This is a genomic window from Almyronema sp., assembly GCF_052168255.1.
Lineage (GTDB): Bacteria > Cyanobacteriota > Cyanobacteriia > Phormidesmidales > Phormidesmidaceae > Sphaerothrix > Sphaerothrix epifaneia.
The window spans coordinates 46,063-65,483 of sequence record NZ_JBQLZL010000072.1; the positions used below are offsets into that span (position 1 = coordinate 46,063).

14 protein-coding genes are annotated in these 19,421 nt (G+C 50.7%); 7 read left to right on the forward strand and 7 right to left on the reverse strand.

The window, feature by feature from the left end; genetic code table 11:
* Nucleotides 1–241: 241 nt before the first annotated feature.
* The 3 genes from ACTS3T_RS15985 to ACTS3T_RS15995 form a co-directional block, all read right to left on the reverse strand.
* Entirely contained in the window at nt 242–1,582 is a 1,341-nt protein-coding gene (locus tag ACTS3T_RS15985; RefSeq protein ID WP_377966464.1) for a tetratricopeptide repeat protein, read from the reverse strand.
* 115 nt (nt 1,583–1,697) lie between these two features.
* Nucleotides 1,698–3,206: an NB-ARC domain-containing protein gene (locus ACTS3T_RS15990; RefSeq protein WP_377966466.1), complete on the reverse strand. Its 1,509-nt coding sequence runs from the start codon at nt 3,204–3,206 to the stop codon at nt 1,698–1,700.
* Nucleotides 3,207–3,458: 252 nt separating this feature from the next.
* Complete coding sequence (locus tag ACTS3T_RS15995) at nt 3,459–5,048, reverse strand: glycoside hydrolase family 57 protein (protein WP_377966468.1); 1,590 nt, start codon at nt 5,046–5,048, stop codon at nt 3,459–3,461.
* A gap of 529 nt (nt 5,049–5,577) precedes the next feature.
* Here ACTS3T_RS15995 and ACTS3T_RS16000 point away from each other — a divergent pair.
* The gene (locus ACTS3T_RS16000) at nt 5,578–6,576 is read left to right on the forward strand and encodes a diguanylate cyclase domain-containing protein (protein ID WP_377966470.1); all 999 of its coding nucleotides are present in this window, start codon (nt 5,578–5,580) and stop codon (nt 6,574–6,576) included.
* A gap of 3 nt (nt 6,577–6,579) precedes the next feature.
* On the opposite strand, the gene lpxD is transcribed toward ACTS3T_RS16000, so the two are convergent.
* Nucleotides 6,580–7,611: a UDP-3-O-(3-hydroxymyristoyl)glucosamine N-acyltransferase gene (gene lpxD, locus ACTS3T_RS16005; protein ID WP_377966472.1), complete on the reverse strand. Its 1,032-nt coding sequence runs from the start codon at nt 7,609–7,611 to the stop codon at nt 6,580–6,582.
* A gap of 47 nt (nt 7,612–7,658) precedes the next feature.
* A complete protein-coding gene (gene rlmD, locus ACTS3T_RS16010) occupies nt 7,659–9,026 on the reverse strand; it encodes a 23S rRNA (uracil(1939)-C(5))-methyltransferase RlmD (RefSeq protein WP_377966474.1) in 1,368 nt (455 codons plus the stop codon).
* Between the two features lie 268 nt (nt 9,027–9,294).
* On the opposite strand from rlmD, the gene ACTS3T_RS16015 reads away from it, so the two are divergent.
* The 4 genes from ACTS3T_RS16015 to ACTS3T_RS16030 all read left to right on the forward strand — a co-directional run bounded on the left by ACTS3T_RS16015 (nt 9,295) and on the right by ACTS3T_RS16030 (nt 14,053).
* Nucleotides 9,295–10,371 carry an amino acid ABC transporter substrate-binding protein gene (locus ACTS3T_RS16015; RefSeq protein ID WP_377966476.1) on the forward strand — a complete coding sequence of 359 codons (1,077 nt, stop codon included), beginning with the start codon at nt 9,295–9,297 and terminating at the stop codon, nt 10,369–10,371.
* 235 nt (nt 10,372–10,606) lie between these two features.
* Nucleotides 10,607–11,782, forward strand: a complete 1,176-nt coding sequence (locus tag ACTS3T_RS16020; RefSeq protein ID WP_377966478.1) for an amino acid ABC transporter permease — start codon at nt 10,607–10,609, stop codon at nt 11,780–11,782.
* A gap of 3 nt (nt 11,783–11,785) precedes the next feature.
* A complete protein-coding gene (locus ACTS3T_RS16025) occupies nt 11,786–13,066 on the forward strand; it encodes an amino acid ABC transporter permease (RefSeq protein WP_377966480.1) in 1,281 nt (426 codons plus the stop codon).
* Nucleotides 13,067–13,273: 207 nt separating this feature from the next.
* Nucleotides 13,274–14,053, forward strand: a complete 780-nt coding sequence (locus ACTS3T_RS16030; RefSeq protein ID WP_377966482.1) for an amino acid ABC transporter ATP-binding protein — start codon at nt 13,274–13,276, stop codon at nt 14,051–14,053.
* A 23-nt stretch (nt 14,054–14,076) separates the two neighbouring features.
* Here the strand turns inward: ACTS3T_RS16030 and ACTS3T_RS16035 are convergent, their stop codons facing one another.
* Entirely contained in the window at nt 14,077–15,033 is a 957-nt protein-coding gene (locus ACTS3T_RS16035) for a coiled-coil domain-containing protein (protein ID WP_377966484.1), read from the reverse strand.
* A 155-nt stretch (nt 15,034–15,188) separates the two neighbouring features.
* Entirely contained in the window at nt 15,189–16,085 is an 897-nt protein-coding gene (locus ACTS3T_RS16040; RefSeq protein ID WP_377966486.1) for a polysaccharide deacetylase family protein, read from the reverse strand.
* A gap of 195 nt (nt 16,086–16,280) precedes the next feature.
* Here ACTS3T_RS16040 and ACTS3T_RS16045 point away from each other — a divergent pair, with 195 nt between their 5' ends.
* On the forward strand, nt 16,281–18,155 hold the full coding sequence (locus ACTS3T_RS16045; RefSeq protein WP_377966488.1) for a polysaccharide deacetylase family protein: 1,875 nt from the start codon (nt 16,281–16,283) through the stop codon (nt 18,153–18,155).
* Between the two features lie 221 nt (nt 18,156–18,376).
* Nucleotides 18,377–19,279, forward strand: coding sequence for an ATP adenylyltransferase family protein (locus ACTS3T_RS16050; protein WP_377966490.1), 903 nt, complete (start codon nt 18,377–18,379; stop codon nt 19,277–19,279).
* Nucleotides 19,280–19,421: the final 142 nt, after the last annotated feature.

Here is a 19,421-nt window from a genome sequence, read left to right on the forward strand (position 1 = left end):
TAAAGGCTTGGCCAATACTGTACTAGAAGTCTCCAACTCGTACAAGCGTTAGCAACTACTTCCTCATCTCAAGCAGCAACCGAAAGCAGGGAACTTCACTTACTGAGGTTGAGTCTTTGCAATCTCAGTAAAAGCTAACACGGTCTTTTTTTGAATAGCAAGAGTAGGGAAAGGTCAGATAGTCAGATCTTATATTTTGGGAATCAGGAGTCTTGTGAACAACTTGACTGAGTGCAGTTCTTTACGTAAAGAAGGAATAAAGCTTGACGACTAGACTATGCCAAATTTCGTAAAAAACCCGACGTAGGCTAATTTTGCCTTCGCTGTTGTGCCACAGTCCGATTTTGAAAACACCGTAAAAAGCGAGTCTAATAGCCTTAATCCGCTGTCGCCGCTGCCAATAAATGTGACCCATTACTAACAGCAGATATCCCTGCAAATGGCGAGCCTTTGTAGCGCGTGCAAGGCGACGGATTTGCACAGCGCAGTGCAGTGCTTTGTCTAGCTCTTGAGTATAGCTGTAGCAATAGCAGAGGTTAAACCATGATTGGCACTCAGCTATGTGATCTTCTAGGCGCTGAAAGCCTAATAAGGCTTGCTGAGTATAGGCGATCGCGGGTTTCCATCGACCCCATCTAGCATAAACCGCCCCTAGCGCACTAGTGGCAAGGCAAGTATCACGTCGGTTGCCAATGCTGCTGCTATGAGCCAAAGCCAACTCAAAATGGGCGATCGCCTGCGACCATTTCTGTTGATTGGTGTAAGCATATCCCACACTATGAGCGGCGGCAGCAATCTTTTCTGCTAACTGTAGTTGCTGAGTGAGTTCTAAGCGCTGCTGTAAAGAATCTAGGGAGTAGAACTGCCCCCGATTAAGATAGCTGCCTTCTAACTCCATCAGAATATTTAACTTTTCATCTAGACGATCTGTCGTTTGCACAATCTTCCAGGCTTTGAGATGGTGGGCGGTCGCTTTGGAAACTTGACGCTTGGCGTCATAGACTATCCCAAGCCCAGATAGCGCTCTAGCTTCTTGTAGGCGATCGCCTAGATCTCTTGCCAATTTAAGATGCTGCTGACAATACTGCTGAGACAAATCTAAATTGACTTGGTAATAGCTGCGCAGACGGCTTAGTGCGCCCAAAGCTCGCATCTCTGCATGGGGATTTTGTAGTTTTTGAGCTAACTGTAGTTGCTGAGTATAAGCCGCGATCGCTTCAGCACAATTACCTGCTACTCGATGGACTTCACCAAGACCGTACAACAAAAAAGCATTCAAGCTATCGTCTAGCTTGTTGAGTAGGGTTTGATACAAGTCTTGCTGCTGGGCATAGTGTCCCCACCATCCAATCTGCCGATGTAAAGGCTGAGTAAAGTGGCCTTCAATCGGCAACCACAGAATATGTGCACAAAGTTGCCATTCTTGTAGCTGACTGAGATGATAAAACACTTCTAGTAAACCCTTGACCCTCTCCAAGGAAGTGTCGTTAGCAGGCTGATAGGTCGTCAACCAGTAATAAGCTGCTTGCCAATGGGCTTGCTCCATCAGGCAAGTTTGCGGCGTTGCGAGTGCTTGAGACACTGCATTTTGTAAACCTATTCGATTCAGAAATTTAGGGTTGAGAGAGCTAATTCCCCAAACAATCTGAACTTCTGACCAAGTCAGCTGTAGGCAAGAAGCCGACTGATTTGGCTGCCTACCTGTTTTTTCCATGCTTCCAGGTTTTTAATCTAGCCAGAGCCGTGCAGCGAATTAAGTTGTGTAGCCGATAAAGAATTCGACTGCTCGTTCTTTCAGGTTCTAGCAAAAATCGCCGCTGCAAGACTTGAAATGCCGTATTCAGGGCTTCAGTAGAAGATTCTGTCATCAAGCAGAGCCAAGCCTGTCGCTCAACAGCCTGACGATAGGTTGCGCCCATACACAATAGCTGGTGCGCTAAAGGAGCTGTTTTTTCTAACTGATCAAGCGATCGCTGAATCCGCTTTTGTACTAGTTCAGCTAAATCTAGGCTATAGGCATCAAGTTTTGGATAGCTCTGCTGATTTTTGCTAGTTTCAGCCATCCACTGCTGAAAATATTCGATTTCTGCGCCATAGTCATGCCAGTAAGCCTGGATATTGCCTATAAAAGGTTCGTTCAGGATATCTCCAGCGATGACTTTTAGAGCTAAAGGATGGCCTTCGTAGGTATGAATACATTGTTGCAGGATATGCCTTGATTCTGGCTCAGTAGTGTCCTGAATACCCCAAGCGGTAAACAAGTCAAAAGCGTCTTTGGCAGAGAGTCCTTTTAACTTATATTCATAGGTGCGATCGGTATATCGCCCTTCGGCGAAGACTGGTAGTTTTAGCTGAGACGTCACAATTATTAGGCTTTGGGTATCACGGGTGCGAACAAACTCATCTAAAAATCGGTAAATCCAGGGATCTAACGTCGGCGAATTTCCAGAAGCTATCTCAAAAGCCTCTTCGACCATATCTAGAATGAAGCACTGAGGGGTTTCCCTCAGATTTGACATTACTCTTTCTAAAAGCGTTTCAGACGCAGCCAGATTTTCGTTTACACAATGGCTACCCAAAATAGCCTGAGCTAAATTTAAAAAATTAGAGTCTTTTTTCTCAAAGCGAACGCTAGCAATGCGAGAGAAGCGGCTTTCAGTATCGAGGGCGATCGCCAATCGAGCTGCTAAAGAAGTCTTACCAATACCAGAGATGCCGACTAATGCTAGTAACCGACAGTTTGTTAATTTTTGACTCAGGTACTCAAGTTCTTGCTCTCGCCCGACCCAGCGAATGCAATCACCCAGAAAGTCAATCTTAATACCTGAAGTGGCAGCAAGGTGAAGCTCAGCTTGGTCTACAGCAGAGCAGCGTAATACTGCCTGTTTCTGCTGCGATCGCTCTAAATAAGCTTTGACATTGTGCTTACTAACTCGCTGATTGGGTTGAAGAAAACCAGCGTGCTGAAGTGCGCCACTGAGGAGATTCCAAAGCTGATAAGCCGTTGATCGCTGTAATGTATTAACCGAGTTGATAAACAGCGCTGGATCTGGATCTTCTTGAATCAACCTGTAAATCTTTCTGTAGTCATGTCCCATCAGAATTCCTTGCAATAGTTTTAGCTGCAAAGGACTCAGGGGGCGGCCACGATAATCTTCAACCAGCCAATTAGCCCATTCAAGCAGGGATGAGATTAATTCAGGCATTGAGAGGACACGGAAAACGGCAGAGGCTTATTTCAGTATTCCCTCGCTTGCCATACTTTCACTTACGAGAATTTTTTGAATAGCCGTACATTACACAAGGCAACGACGCACCCGAAGCAGTTTCCTCCTCAAGCTTCTAGGCCCAGGTTGAGAACGTTCAGGCGATCGCGCTTTGGCAACTACCCGACTTCATCTCTGACGGTAGAAAATAAATCTGAGGAAACTGTGAGGATTAGAGACTAAAGGGTCGGCTTAGAGCGGTCGATAAACCCGATAGTTGATATTCGGAAAGATATTGTCGATCGCCTCGACTTTTTCCAACCAGCCCGCATCAATCTTGCCAGCCAAAACATCTTCCCACAGCTTGCTAAAACGCTGTAGGTGCGATCGCGTCCGCCGCACCGCATAGGGCACCATGGTGCCTGTGCGCATAATAAAAGCCCAATCTGAAGACTGCGCCAGCAATAGCTCCCGCGCTGCCTGGTTAAGAGCCCGCCATTCCAGTTCATCGGTAGGTTCCCGCTGAGCCAGTTCAATCATGCGTTCTGCGGCCTTATGCAGATGAGGATAAATCCAGGCGTTGGTTTCGTTGAGCCAATATTCGTGAAAGCCCTTATAGCCCCAGCTTGACTGAGACGGGCGACAAACCTGCTGGGTCGGCTGAGCCTGCAAATAGTCAGACAGATGAGTCATCTGGTAAGACTGCTGATCATGCCAAGACTTGCGGAACAAAAAGTCGATAAACCAAGGCCCTTCATACCACCAGTGGCCAAACAATTCGGCATCGTAGGGCGACAGCACAATCGGCGGGCGCTGCATCAAGCTATACAGATATTCCATCTGCCGCTCACGGTTGAACATAAAGTTGGCCGCATGTTCCGCCGCTTTTTCTTTGGCCCAGTAGGGGTCATAAAGTTCTTTTTCCGCTAGCCCCAGACCTTTACCCGTAATTTTGTGATACTTAATACCCACATTTTTGCGCTGGCCGTTAGGCATGATGTAGGGCTTGATATATTCGTATTCAGCATCCCAGCCTAAGTCACGGTAAAACTCCCGATATTCAGCAGCGCCGGGATAGCCCACCTGAGACGACCAAACCTGCTGGGAAGACTCATGATCGCGGCCAAAAGCCGCTACCCCTGTTTCAGTAAAGATGGGGGCATAAGAGCCAAAACGGGGGCGCGGACGGGCGTAGAGAATGCCATGACCGTCGGTGATGAAGTAGCGCAAACCCGCATCGGCCAGCATTCGCTCTACGCCTTCGTAGTAGGCACATTCGGGTAGCCAAATCCCAGCGGGCATCTGGCCAAAGGTGTCTTGATAATGCTCACAGGCGATTTGAATCTGTGCCCAAACCGCTTCAGGATACATTTTCATCAGCGGCAGATAGCCGTGGGTGGCTCCGCAGGTGATGATATCGAGGTTGTTGCTATCTTGATACTGCTTAAAAGCGTTTACCAGGTTGCCGTCATAGTGCTCCCAAACCTGCCGTACCTGGTTAAATTCTTTGGCGTAGTATTCCGCCAGATATTTCAGGTGACCGTTGTGCGTATTGCGTTCAATTTCCATCTCTGCTAGCTCTTCTAGCTGAGCCAGATGATGGTCGTAGCGCTCCTGTAGCAGGTTATCTTGCAGCATCGACACCAAAGGCGGCGTCATGCTCATGGTTAGCTTAAAGTCAATGTTGTCTCGCTTCAGCCCCTCAAACATCAGCAGGAGCGGCACATATGTCTCTGTAATTGCCTCAAATAGCCATTCTTCCTCCAGCACATAGTCACTTTCGGGATGTCGCACAAAGGGCAGATGGGCGTGAAGGACTAAGGCTAAATATCCGATACTCATAGGTAATTACTGTTATTAGAAGACAACAGATGTCTAAAAGGACGAGACAGCGCTAGCTACATTGCCAAAATTGTAAAGCAAAAGTAAAAGGTAAGATTGCGAATTTAGCGATCGCGCTAAAATGCCAGACCTCATTAAGGGAACCGACTTGCTGGTCTGGCTCAGTTTTTCACGGCGATGATGCCAACCTGGCTTTGAAGGGGCTACAGCGTATTGGTTCAACTGCCCGCACAAGCGCTAAAAACTGTATAATGAGGCACTTTTTGCCGCTATGGTCGCTCAGGTTAGCCACTCAAATGGTTGAAAGCCGCTGATAGAAAACCTTTCCTGCTGCCCTCAGCCATCTGCCTTTGATACCCCACTCTATGGGCTAGGTCGTTATCCTGATAGCGGCGCTTGAGTCAAAAACAACCGCAACGCCCCCTCAGCTTGCTGGCTAGGGCGCTCAAAGCCGCCTTGTCTCAGTAAACTTTGAAAAGCAAACTGTTTTTAGGACAACGCCGTTATCGCAATGAGTCAATGAAAGTCAATGACAACGGTTTTAGTGGTTGATGACGATAGCGTCATCCGCTTTTTGTTAAAGCGAACCCTGCAACAAGAAGACTTTGAAGTGCTAGAGGCTGCTAACGGGTCAGACTGCTTGACCATTTGCAACTCGTTTCCGGTTGACCTCGTCCTTCTCGATGCGTTGCTACCAGAAATGAATGGCTTCGACTGCTGTGCGCGCCTGCAGCAAGATCTAGCAGAAGCCTGCCCTCCCATTTTGATGATTACGGGTCTATCAGATCGCGATTCGGTTGATCGGGCTTTCGATGTGGGGGCGACCGATTATGTGACTAAACCCATTCACATCGCGGTTCTCCGGCGACGGGTCAAACATATTTTGCAAGAACGCTGGATGGTGACTGAGCTAAGGCATCAGTTAGCGGAAAGCCAGCTTTTGCGCCATCAGCTCGAAACCGTTAACCATCAGTTGATGCGGTTGGCTAACCTTGACAGTTTGACCCAGTTGGCTAACCGTCGCTACTTTGACCAAACGCTACAGCAAGAGTGGCGACGGCTAACGCGAGAACAAAAACCCTTAGGTCTGCTGCTTTGTGATGTGGACTGCTTTAAGGCTTATAACGATGCCTATGGTCATTTAGCGGGAGACGCCTGTTTAGCCAAAATTGCTCAAGTTTTAGGAGAAAACATTCGACGAGCCGCCGATTTAGCCGCCCGCTATGGTGGAGAAGAATTTGTTATCCTCCTGCCTAACACCGATTTGGCGGGCGGGCTGGTAGTTGCAGAAAATATTCGGCAGCAGGTTGAGCAGCAGCACATTCCTCACTGCGGCTCCCCAGTGCAGCCAGTGGTAACCTTAAGCATTGGGGTAGCTTGTTTGATGCCCAGCCATGATACAGAACCGGAAAACCTGATTGGCAGAGCCGATCAGGCTCTTTATCTGGCTAAGTTTCGCGGTCGCAATCGGGTGATTAGCTATGAAGCGGCAGAAGCGGCTAAGCGTCTTTGGAAAAGCGAAAGCTAGCGTCTAGTTTTTAGACTGGAGCTGTCTAAAGGTTTGATACATTTCGGGCAAGCGGCGGTAGACGGCAGCCGCCCGCAGGTAAATTTGGTGCGGCAAGGCGGGGCTACCGGAAACAGTGGTATGAGGTCGAATGTTGGTATGAATGCCTGATTGGGCACCTACAATGACGCCTGTACCGATTTCAACCTGGTTAGAGACGCCGACTTGACCGCCCAAAATTACCCGATCGCCAACGCTTACGCCCCCGGCTAAGCCCACTTGAGCTGCCATCACGACTGCTTCACCGATTTGGCAGCCGTGGGCAATGTGAACCAGGTTGTCTAACTTGGTCTGGCGTTTGATGCGGGTTTCTCCTACTGCTGGGCGATCAACGGTAGAGTTACAGCCAATTTCGACGCCGTCTTCTAAAACGGTACGGCCTGACTGCTCCATTTTTTCCCAGCCTGTGGCGGTTGGCACAAAGCCAAACCCTTCTGAACCGATGGCAGCGCCGCTGTGAATCACACAGTCTGCCCCGATTTGCGTGCGCTCGTGAATTACACAGTTGGCGTGGAGAATGCTGCGATCGCCAATACAGGCTGCTGGATAGATGACGACGTTGGGATGAATACAAACGCCGCTGCCTAGCTGAACATCGGCTTGAATCACCACATTGGCTCCGATAGAAACGTTGTCTCCTAGCTGGGCTGAAGGAGCAATGACAGCGCTGGGATGAATGCCGGGGGCGGGTCTAAAGGGCTGATAAAACAGCGCGATCGCACGGGCAAAAAACAGCCGGGGTTCAGGGACGCTTAACCAGGCGATCGCTCGTGCATTTGCCTGAGATTGCAGTTCAGCCGCCAGCGGCAAAATCAGCGCACTCGCCTGGGTCGTCTCTAGGTAACGAGCAAATTTGGTGCCCTCTACATAGCTCAACTGGCCTGCGATCGCTTCGTCAATAGCGGCGACTCCCGTAATCTCAGGATTGCGATCGCTAAAATTAATCAGGCTGTTTTGATCAGTCTTCAGTTTCTGGACGATTTCGCTGAATTTCATAGCATTGCGGAAGGGAGAGTCGCCTACACACTAAAATCTACCGCCCTTTACCGTACCAGAAACGCTACACACTCTACATGAGCCGTCTGCGGAAAGAAATCGGCTGGTTGTACTCGCTGTAACTGATAGCCTCCCTGTTCGCAGAGGGTTTTGAGATCGCGAGCCAGCGTTGCCGGGTTACAGCTCATGTAGACAATGCGGTGGGGAGCCAGTTCTATCAGCGATCGCAAAACCGCAGGCGTACAGCCTTTTCGCGGTGGATCTAGCACCACCACATCAATGGGCGTGCCGAGTCGCTCCCCTACCTGCGGCAGCCAGTCTTCAACCGCCCCCACCTGAAAGTCAACGTTAGAGATGCCGTTAATGGCGGCATTGGTCTGCGCTTGCTGAACCGAGTCTTTGCTAACTTCTAAACCCAAACAGTGTTTAGCCTGATCGGCAATGGGCAACGTCAACGTACCAATGCCGCAGTAAGCATCTACCACCCGCTCATGCCCTTGCAAGTTCAATTCCGCCAGAATCACTGCTAGTAGCTGCTCGGCTTGCTCGGTGTTTACCTGAAAAAAGTTAGTCGGGCCAACCCGCAACTGTAGATTGGCAAATTGTTCTTCAACGTAGGGCTGGCCAGCAACACAGTAAGTCGTGCCGCCAAAAATGGCGTTGGTTTGCTGAGCATTGTGATTGAGCATAACCCCCACCAAGTGAGGATAACGCTGCAACCAGGTTTGGGCTTGCTCCTCTAAGTTCCCCAGCCGGGGGCGGGTACTCACCAGGGTCAACAAAACCTGCCCGGTTCGCCGCCCGATGCGCAAAGACAGGTGGCGCAAAGCTCCCCGCTGAGTAGACTCGTCATAAATGGGCCAGCCCTGCTCAGCAATATCCTGCTTGATTTCGCTCAGAAAAGGATCTAAGCGTTCGTCTTGCACCGGACAGCGGTTGAGGTTAATAAGCTTGTGGGTGCCTTTGCGATAGTAGCCTGCCTGCACCTGTTGCGTATCGGAGCGTCCTAGAGGATAGGTAGCCTTGTTGCGATAGGCCAAAGGCGCTGAGGGTAAAATCGGCTCGACCTTGATAGTGTCAAAGCCGCCAATGCGTTTGAGCGCATCTTCTACCTGCTGCTGTTTAGCGGCAAGCTGCTCTGTATAAGCAACTGTTTGCCACTGGCAGCCGCCGCACTTGTCAGCCACAATGCAGGCGGGTTTAATTCGGTCGGGTGACGCCGTTTCTACCTGGAGCAGTTTACCCCAGCCGTAAGTGGGCTTAATGCGCAGCAACCGGGTCTGGACGCGATCGCCCGGTACCGTATCGGGCACAAACACCACTCGCTCCTGCCAGCGGCCTACTCCTTCGCCTGTGCTGTTAAGACCTGTAATCTCTAGATCCAGCACCGCTCCTTGCTGCCAGCGATCGCCCATGACTTTTTGCTCTTAAAAAAATTACCGTATTTCCTATTCTATCTAGCGAAAACGCTATCCTTCTATTCGGGTCTAGCACCTGGGCGACAGCAGCAAAACCGCTGCCAACCGCAGGGCTTGCCTGGGAATGTGTTCCCTGATACAAAAATAAACGTTGATCCATTGGATGTTGAGCTAACAAGCTCAATCCCTGGGTTTAGTAGCGACGTGAGTGTGCAATTCTCTTCTGAATGTGCAATTCTCTTTCAAAAAGCGAGTGAGGTGTGAAATGAAATATAGATGGGGTTTTGCAATGGTTGCCCTAGCGGCAACAGTAGCCGTGACTGCCTGCGGCGGTGATACGGCCTCAACGGATTCTGCTGCGGGCGATGAATCTAGCGCAGCGGGTTCTGAAGGCAGTATCTTGCAAACCGTTCTCGATCGCGGTCAGCTCGTTTGTGGAGTTGACGGGGGTATTCCTGGATTTAGCTTTGTCGATGAAAGTGGTGCCTATTCTGGACTGGATGTGGATGTTTGTCGGGCAGTTGCCGCCGCCCTCTTTGACGACCCAGAGGCGGTTGAGTATCGACGGCTAGATTCGACCGAGCGTTTCACCGCGCTAGCTGGTGGAGAAGTCGATATGCTGTCGCGCAACACCACCTGGACAATCAACCGCGATACCGCTGTTGGCCTTGAGTTTGCGCCTACGACCTTCTTTGATGGTCAGGGCATGATGGTGCGTACCGATAGTGGCATTGCTTCTTTAGAAGACTTTGCGGGTAGAGCCGTTTGTGTTGAAACAGGTACCACTACTGAACTGAACCTAACCGATCAAATGCGCCAGCTCGGCGTTGAGTTTGAGCCTGTCGTTTTCCAAGATGCTGATGCCGCTTATGCCGCTTATTCAGAAGGGCGATGCGAAGGCATGACCTCTGATAAGTCGCAGTTGGTCGCCCGTCGCAGCACCCTGCCTGAACCAGATGCCCATGAACTGCTCGATGTCACCATGTCGAAAGAGCCGCTAGGGCCAGTGACGGTCAACAACGACTCGGCCTGGTTTGATACCGTCAAATGGGTTACCTACGGTTTGTTCCAAGCTGAAGAGTTTGGCATCTCCTCTGAGAATATTGGCGAGTTTGCCAACAGCGAAGACCCCAATATTGCTCGCTTCTTGGGCGAAGAAGGCACGCTAGGTTCCGATATGGGTCTGCCCAATGACTTTATGGCTCGGGTGATTACCCACGTCGGCAACTATGGTGAAATTTATGAGCGCAACTTAGGCGAAGGTTCTCAGTTTGCCTTGCCTCGTGGTCAAAACGCACTCTGGACGGAAGGCGGTCTTTTATACTCTCCGCCTTTCCGCTAAGCGGCGATCGCCCTTAAAACTTGTTTAATTTCAGTAGAGACACGAACCCTCGTGTCTCTTTTTGTCTTTGTAAAGCATGTAACAGATGCAACTTTTCCAAAATCCCCTTTTGCACTATGGTTCTATCAACTCTTGGCGCGACTGCCTGATCGATAGCTAGGCATAGCACTCATCAGTTATGGAATCGATAGGGCAATTAAAAAATTAATGATATTGGCTTCATCAGGATTAGCACATGACCATTGAACCCAGTCGTAATGGCTTCAATCCAGCGGCTTTGCTGCGAGATGAACGTTTTTGGAAAATTGCTTTTCAAGTAATTGTGGTTGCCATTGTGGTGGGCATATTCACCTTCTTAATTGGCAACCTCAGCGGCAACTTAGAAAGACAAGGCATTGACTTTGGTTTTGGCTTTCTTTCCAATCAAGCCGGATTCAGCATTGGTGAAAGCGCTGTTCAATACAATCCCCAAGATGCTTATGGCAAAGCCCTTTTTGTTGGCTTGCTGAATACTTTAATTTTGGTGGTTGCTGGCATTATTTTGGCAACGCTGGTAGGAACTGCCGCTGGCATTGCCAGCTTTTCGACCAACTGGCTAGTCTACAAAATTAGCCGTGCCTATGTAGGCTTGGTGAGAAACATTCCCCTACTGCTGCAGTTGTTTTTTTGGTACTTCGCTGTTTATGGCGGTTTGCCTTCTCCGGTCAACCAAATAGACGTGTTTGGTCTGGCTTACTTAAATAATCGCGGCGTTTATCTGTTTTGGCCTGCAAATGGCCCCCGCGCCTGGATAGGGCTAGCCGCGATCGCTGTAGGTGCGATCGCCGCGTTTTTTGTTTGGCGGTGGCGTACCCACGTCAGGGTCGAAAAAGGCGAACCCGGCAAAACCCAAAGCTATATTTTGTGGGCAATTCTGGCAGTCATGCTGGTTATTTTTCTGGGCTTGGGCTGGCAAATTCCAGAACCCGTAGAAGGCGGTGGCGTTACTGGGGCTAAGCGATTTTCGCGAGAATATGTGGCTTCGCTCTCGGCGTTGGTGTTTTACACGGGCGCATTTATTGCGGAAATCGTGCGGGCGGGGATTCAGTCAGTCTCCAAAGGCCAGTGGGAAGCAGCGCGTTCAGTGGGGTTGGTAAACGGTCTGGTCATGCGATTGGTCGTCTTTCCCCAAGCCATGCGAGTCATTATTCCACCGCTCAACAGCGAGTTTATGAACCTGGCTAAAAACTCTAGTCTGGCGTTTGCGGTTGCCTACCCTGAAATCTATGCCGTTGCCAACACCACTTATAACCAAACGGGTCGTCCGGTTGAAGTGTTTCTGGTATTGATGGCAACCTACTTGGTAATTAATTTGATAATTTCGCTGGCGATGAACCAGCTCAATCAGGCCGTTCAGTTTAAGGAGCGCTAATGGATGACTAGCCTTAGTCCAAGTGATTCGGTTTCGCGTCCGCCCAGCGTCAATCAACCTGGCCCCGTCACCTGGATGCGTAAAAACCTTTTCAGCGACTGGTTTAACAGTTTGCTAACGGTGGTAGTGGTCTTAATTCTGGCCTACGCAGCCAAAGGTTTACTCACCTGGGCCTTTACGGTGGCTCAGTGGCAGGTCTTGCCCAATAACCTGGGGCTGTTTATGACCGGGCTATACCCCAGCGACCTCTACTGGCGAGTTTGGACGCTGTTAGGGTTTATCTGCGCTTTAGGTGGGTTGTCTTGGGGGGTTTTGGGTCGCAACGTCTCTACCCTCTTTAGCCGTTCTGTTTTGATTAGTTTAGGTCTTCTCTGTGCGGTCATTGTCCTTTTTCCGTTGACTCGGCCTGCTAGCGCTAAACTGTTGCCGCTGGTGGCGCTGGTGGCGGGGATGGCCTGGGTTGGACGGGCGATCGCCCAGAAGTTTCCTAAACTGGGTCTTTGGATTTCGGCTATTTGGCTCATTAGCCTGCTGCCGCTCTATCCGCTTATCTTTAACCCCATTCCCTATGTACCGCTAGTACCGGGTTCTATTTTGGGGGGATTGGGCTATTTGTTTTTTGGGGTAGCGCGTCCGGCTTCGCCCATTAATGACTGGGGCGGCTTGCTGCTAACGCTGCTGGTGGCTGTTTCAGGTATCTTGCTGTGTTTTCCGCTAGGGTTGTTGCTAGCCCTAGGACGCCGCAGCCAGCTACCCGCAGTGAAGTGGCTGTCAACCGCCTATATTGAGCTAGTTAGAGGTGTGCCTTTAATTTCGATCCTGTTTATGGGGCAGGTGATGATTCCGCTGTTTTTGCCAGATGGCATGCGCCCAGAACGCATTGCCAGAGCGGTCATTGGTTTAACCTTGTTTAGCGCCGCTTACTTAGCTGAAAACGTACGGGCAGGCTTGCAAGCGATCGCACGCGGACAAAGCGAAGCGGCGGCATCGTTAGGCTTAAACAAGCCCTTGACCATGCTTTTTATTGTGCTACCGCAAGCCTTAAAAATTGCCATTCCGGCCATTGTTGGTCAGTTTATTAGCTTGTTTCAAGACACGACCTTGCTATCGATTGTTGGTTTGGCAGAACTGTTAGGGATTAGCCGTTCTATTCTGGCAAACCCGACTTATTTGGGGCGATACGCAGAGGTTTATCTGTTTATTGGGGCGATCTATTGGTTTTTCTGCTATGCCATGTCTTTAGGCAGCCGCAAAATTGAGGAAAAGCTCAACACCACTCACTAAATATCTCTACGTGTAACAGTTGACAGACGCTAGCCTTAATAACGCCTAAGTTAATGCCAGAATAGGGCTACAGCTTTGGGTTTGCCCGCTGGCTCCAGGCTAGCGTTCTAGCTGATTTAGCGGGTAGTTGACGGGAAAGCTAAGGTTGGGTTCTGTTATTTGAAAGCTTAATTAGCCAGAGACGGCTGTTTAGAAGGAAAGTTGATCATGACACAGTTTCAGACCGAAACAGATGCACGACCCTCGACAGGCGCTGAGCCTGTTATTGTGGCGCAGGATGTTGAGAAATGGTATGACAATGGCTTTCATGTGCTCAAGGGGGTTAGCCTAACGGTCAATCGAGGTGAAGTCGTTGTGATCATGGGGCCTTCTGGCTCAGGCAAGTCTACTTTTATCCGAACTTTCAACGCTCTAGAACCTTATCAAAAGGGTCGTATTGAAATTGACGGCATTTTGATTTCTCACGACTTGAAAGACATTGAAAAAGTTCGCAAAGAAGTGGGAATGGTGTTTCAGCAGTTCAACCTGTTTCCCCACCTCACGGTTTTGCAAAACGTTACGCTAGCGCCGATTTGGGTGCGTCGCTGGCCCAAACGCAAAGCCAATGAAGTGGCGATGCAATTGCTAGAGCGCGTCGGCATTGCCGAGCAAGCAAAGAAGTTTCCTGGACAGCTTTCTGGTGGACAGCAGCAGCGAGTTGCGATCGCGCGTTCTCTGGCGATGCAACCCAAAGCAATGTTGTTTGACGAGCCAACCTCCGCCCTTGACCCGGAGATGGTGCGTGAGGTGTTAGACGTTATGCGCGAGCTAGCGGGTGAAGGTATGACGATGGTTTGCGTTACCCACGAAGTTGGCTTTGCTCGTGAAGTGGCTGATCGAGTCGTGTTAATGGCGGATGGCATGCTGGTTGAAGAAGGCACGCCGGATGCGTTCTTTAACAATCCGCAAGAAGAGCGCAGCAAGAAGTTCTTGTCACAAATTTTGTAGGGTGTTAGCTCAGCCGCCTTTGCTCAAGCAGAACCATTGGATTTGGGCACTGGCTGCAGGCGGGGGCGATCGCGACGAGATTGCTCTTTCCAGTATTGCACCTTGACCTCGTATTCCCCTGCTTGGCTTGCTTGTTGCAAAATCTGTTCCTGTAAGAGCGTGACTTGAACTTCGGCTGCTTGAAGCTGCTGCTGATAATGGTCACGCTCAGCCGCGATCGCCTGACATTGATGCTTCATCTGCGTTTGGCTGTGCATTTGCTGGGCGAGTTCTGTTTGTAAAAGATCAATTCGCCGCTGCTTCAGCTTGAGTTCGTGAAATAGCTCAAACCGCACAGCATTCTCCTGAGCATTTTGGCTTTGAGTCAAAACCATGGCCGCGTTGTGAGCCTCGGCGTCGGTCGGCCTTAGGTCTTCATCTAGGGGGATGAGTGAGCCTGCTAGCTGGGCTAAAGCGGCTCGATAGTGGTTGAAGAGGGTTTCTAAAGCTTGGCTGTGCTGGTGTATGGCCTGAAGCTGAGTTCCCAAACTCACGGTGAGCATACGAGCAACGAAAATTTCTGACTCTAGCTCAATCCGGGGCTGCTGGGTCAACACTGTGGTAAAGCTGTCAGACTGGCAGTGTTTCTTTAGCCGCACCAGGTAGTTTTGAATTTCGGCTTCGCCTTGCTGGGTACGCAGCTTCAGGCGCTCTAGCTGCTCTAACTGTTCTGCCATCCACTGCTCAGCACGACTGACAAACGCTTGCAAAAGCTGCTCTTGCCACTGGTGTTTTTGCTGGAGCTGCGTTTGCAGATGGGTAATCACTTGTTGCTGAGCATTGGCAAAATGCTCAGTCTCAATCAGTTGAGTTTCAACTAAATACTGAGCAGCGACTTTGGTTTGCAGCTCTTCTAGGGAGTCGAGCGCCTGATCAAGTGCCTGTTGCAGGTCGCAGATTCGCTGAACCAAACGAAAATCGAGAGATTTAGGCTGAGGCATAAGCATTGAGCCACTGGCAGCACCATCGGGCTGCCGTCAATCTAGCAAAAGCCTGATGGATTTGCCGTTTTGAAGACGACACTGCAAGCGTCTCTTATAAAACTTTACAGTTTGGCGACGCTCAGCCGCGATCGCTGCCTTGCTAGCGTTCTTGCTTAGGGCACCGTTCCTTCCGGTAACGTCATCACATAATCGGCGATCGCCCCTGGATAAGTCAGCCAAATATCTTCGCTGTAGAGTTTGGCGTGCTGCACAACATGCTTTAAGGCGCGTCGCAAATGCCGTAACCGAAAGGGTTGCCCGACGATGTAGGGGTGTAGCGAAATGCCATAAACCAAAGGCTGTTGCTGAGACTGCTCTTCCATTTCGTCAAAGCTGTCAATAATCATGTCGGCAAAATCAGCCGCGCTGGTTCGGCGGACAGCGATCGCCGGAATATCATTGACCTCTTGCGGATACGGAATCGCCAGCAGACGCCCCTGACGAGCTTTGAACCAGATGGGCTGATCGTCGCAGCACCAGTCTAGGCAGTAAGTATAGCCCGCTTCTTGCAATAAATCGGGGGTTTGATGGCTCTGGGCAATCCAGGGGCCGAGCCAGCCTTTGGGGGGGGTGCCTTCGTAGTGCGTAATCGTTTTAGTGGTATCGGCAATGAGTTGGGCTTCGGCTGCGGCTGATAAGGTGCTTTGCCGCTCAGAGTTGGTGCGACCATGCGCCACAATTTCATCGCCGCGATCGCGAAAAGCGGCAACCACCTCCGGGCAGTAATCATACAAAGTGGCATTCACCAGAGCCGCGACTGGCAAACCCAAATCTTCAAACAAATCCAGCAGCCGCCAAACTCCCACGCGATTGCCATAATCACGCCACGCGTAGTTGAGGACATCGGGTTGGGGCCCACCGGGTGCTAATTGCGCTCCTAAGCCTTCACCAAAGGCAAAATGTTCTAAATTAAGGGCAATGTAAACAGCTAGCCGCCGATTTTGGGGCCAGCGATAATCAGCCCGCCGAATAATAGGGGAATAAGTATAGCGTCCGTGGCTAGGAAGCATGATAGAAAAGCACCTGAGTCTGAAATAATAGGGCTGAAAGAATAAGAATCAAAGACTTACCCAGCACCTTACCGACTGATGCTGCATCAGCCGTTAGTCGGATGGGTTTTAGTACAGCCTCGATGAAGCACCCTTCTCGTGTAAGTCCCTATCGTCCCAGTTGCCGTGTTTAAATTCAAGGTTAAGGATTCGGTAATGCAGGATTTTAAGACATTTCTGGCGAAAAGATGGCAGCGGTTGACGCTTTTTGGCATCAGTGCTGTCAGCGGTCTGAGTCTGGCAGCACTCACTGTTTTCTGGCTAGATCATCGAGCCTCTCAAGCAGACGAACCCTTGCAAGCGACTCAGCCGCTGAGTCCGCAAATTTCCGCAGCCTTGGTCAACGCTTTGCCAGTCACGTTGCTCAATGCTTTATCAGCAGAGGGTGAAACCACCGCGGCTGAGCTTTGTTTTCCGGTGGCTAATTTAGCCCAGGCAGCTAACCTAGCCGCACCGTTGCCATCAGGGGCGATCGCGGCTGGTGCCAGTATTGGTCAGGCCATTCGCCAAGTGAACCTGGAACTAGCCCCCCGTACGGTTCCCATTCCCTGGCCTCAGATTCATCAGCGGGCAAAGCTAGCTCAGGTTCCGGTGGTGATGTATCACGACATTCTGGCTGAAAAAGAAGTCTTTTTTGATGTCACGCCCGATGAGCTAGAGCAAGACTTTGAGCTGATTCGAGCCAACGGACTAACGCCTGTTAGCCTCGATCAACTCGTACATCACCTCAGAACCGGGACTCCCCTACCGGATAAACCTATTCTGCTGACTTTCGACGATGGTTATGCGGGTCACTATACCTATGTGTATCCGCTGCTGAAGCGCTATCGCTACCCAGCCACTTTTTCCGTCTTCACGGGCAAACTCGACGGCGATATTGCAGGCCGCTCTACCTTAACCTGGCAACAGGTGCAGCAAATGGCTGAAGACCCGCTGATTACCTTTGCTGCTCATAGTGTGACCCATCCGCGCGATTTGCGGCCACTGACTGACGCCGCTTTGCAGCAAGAGGTGTTTGAGTCTAAGCGGCTGATTGAAGAAAAGCTTGGCCAACCCATTCGCTACTTTACCTACCCAGAAGGTAAGTATGACGAACGGGTAGCTCAGGTTGTGGCTGACGCGGGCTATTCGGCAGCGCTGACGATGGATGATGTGGACGAGCGCTTTGCGGGCGAGTCTGAAAGCTTATTGGCGATCGCCCGCTTTGGCCAGTCTCGCCTAGAAGCGGTGATTCCCGATGCCTGGGGGGGGCCACCAGTGGCGATAGAACCTGGCAGCTTTGACTTTAATACAGACATTAATTTGCGCCGTTTTACGTTAGAAGATATTCCACTGTTTTTAGTGACCGGGGGTAAACCCACCACCATCCACGCCGACAGTCGCTATCAAGTGGCTGAGATCATTGCTGAAACCCCAGCGATCGCCGCTGTCGATGGTGCCTTCTTTTCGCTCAAATACCTCGACTCCAATACAATGATTGGCCCCATCTATAGCCAATCCACAGGCGAATTTGTTCCTGGCAACACGGGTGAAAATCCGCTATTAGCCGGACGCCCTCTGGTGCTGATTAGCCCTCAGTCGGTTAAATTTGTGCCGTTTGAACCCGACAAACACAATACGCTAGCGGGCATTCAAGCAGAAGCCGCTGACGTCACAGATGCCTTTGTGGCCGCAGCTTGGCTGGTAAAAGATGGTCAGGCTCGCGAAGCTCACATGTTTGGCAATCTATTTGACTATGACGCTGAACGACACCGGGCTTTTTGGGGCATTGATCAGGCTGGTCGACCCGTCATTGGCGTCTCTAACGATCGGGTAGATTCAATGCAGCTCGGCTCTTTACTTAGCCAGCTAGGGCTGAGAGAGGCTGTCATGTTAGATTCTGGCGCTAGCACTTCTCTGGTCTATGGCGGAGAAGCGCTGATGCGCTATACGCCGCGTCCGGTGCCTCATGTGGTGGCACTGATGCCACCTCAGCCAGACTGTCTGCCGCTAACGGCTGGCGAAACCTCGACGGTTGCTGCTGAAGACTAGGGTAAAGCAGAGAGAAAGACGGTTAGACACGGGCAATGAAGCAGCTTCCGTAGCCACGGTTGTAGCTGTAGACACCCGTGTTGAAATACTTCAATGGCTGAAAGCCGCTGACCGAAAAGCTTTGCTTCTGCCCGCTGCCCTTAGCCTTCTGCTTTTAGCAATATCACCGACTGGGTGCATTTTCTGGTAGATTGCACGATGAAAGGCTGGTGGGCGATGTTATGGCTTTCGACGCTTCCCCTCTTGATTTTGAGGTCGGTACTCTATGGGAAAAAATCAGGACACGCAGCCACCAGGCACTCAGCAGTGGGGCTTTGCAGTCAATTCCCACTGACTATGAGCGAGTCGAACACCAGGGGATCGCTTTTGTGGTTCGCATTTTGGCCAACCTCGTCCGCAAAGAAAAGGCTAAAAAGCAACGCCCTCAAGACTTTAATCCCTTTCTGCCTTATGAAGAAGAACTCTTTGTTACCAATCTCTCTGCTACTCACTTGTGTCTGCTCAACAAGTTCAACGTAGTGGATCACCATATTCTAGTGGTGACGCGGGCGTTTGAACCGCAGGAAAACTGGCTTAACTGGCGAGATTTTCAAGCGCTGTGGGCCTGTATGGCCGAAATTGATGGCTTTGCTTTTTACAATGGTGGCCAAGCAGCGGGAGCTAGTCAGGCTCACAAGCATTTGCAAGTAGTGCCGCTACCGCTGGTTGATGAGGCAGTTAGCCTACCGATTGAAACCGCGATCGCAGCCGCAGAGTTCCAAAATGGCATTGGTCGATCGCCGCTGTTACCCTTTAACCACGCTATTGGGCAGCTTGATCCCACTTTGCTCCACCAACCCGATCGCATGGCTGAGTTTGCCTTAACGCTGTATCAGCAGCTTTTGAGCGCGACGGCTATTGCTTACCAAGGCGATCGCCAAACCGCTGCTTACAACTGGCTAGCAACCCGGCACTGGATGATGATTGTACCGCGATCGCAGGAAAGCTATCAGTCTATCCCAGTTAATGCTCTGGGCTATGCCGGATCGCTGCTGGTCAGAAACCAACAACAAATGCAGCAGCTTAAACAACTGGGTGCGGTTAACCTGCTGTGCAAAGTTGGCGTAGCTGATCAAGCCACCTGAGGAAATAGCGCCCGTTTGCCCCAGCGCTACCGCCGATAGCTATCGCCCCCCGCGTCAGAGACACTTCCATGGCTCAAAGCCGCAGCCAGAAAAGCTTTCTTTCTGCTCTCAGTCTTCAGCCTGCTGCCTCTGGCTATCACTC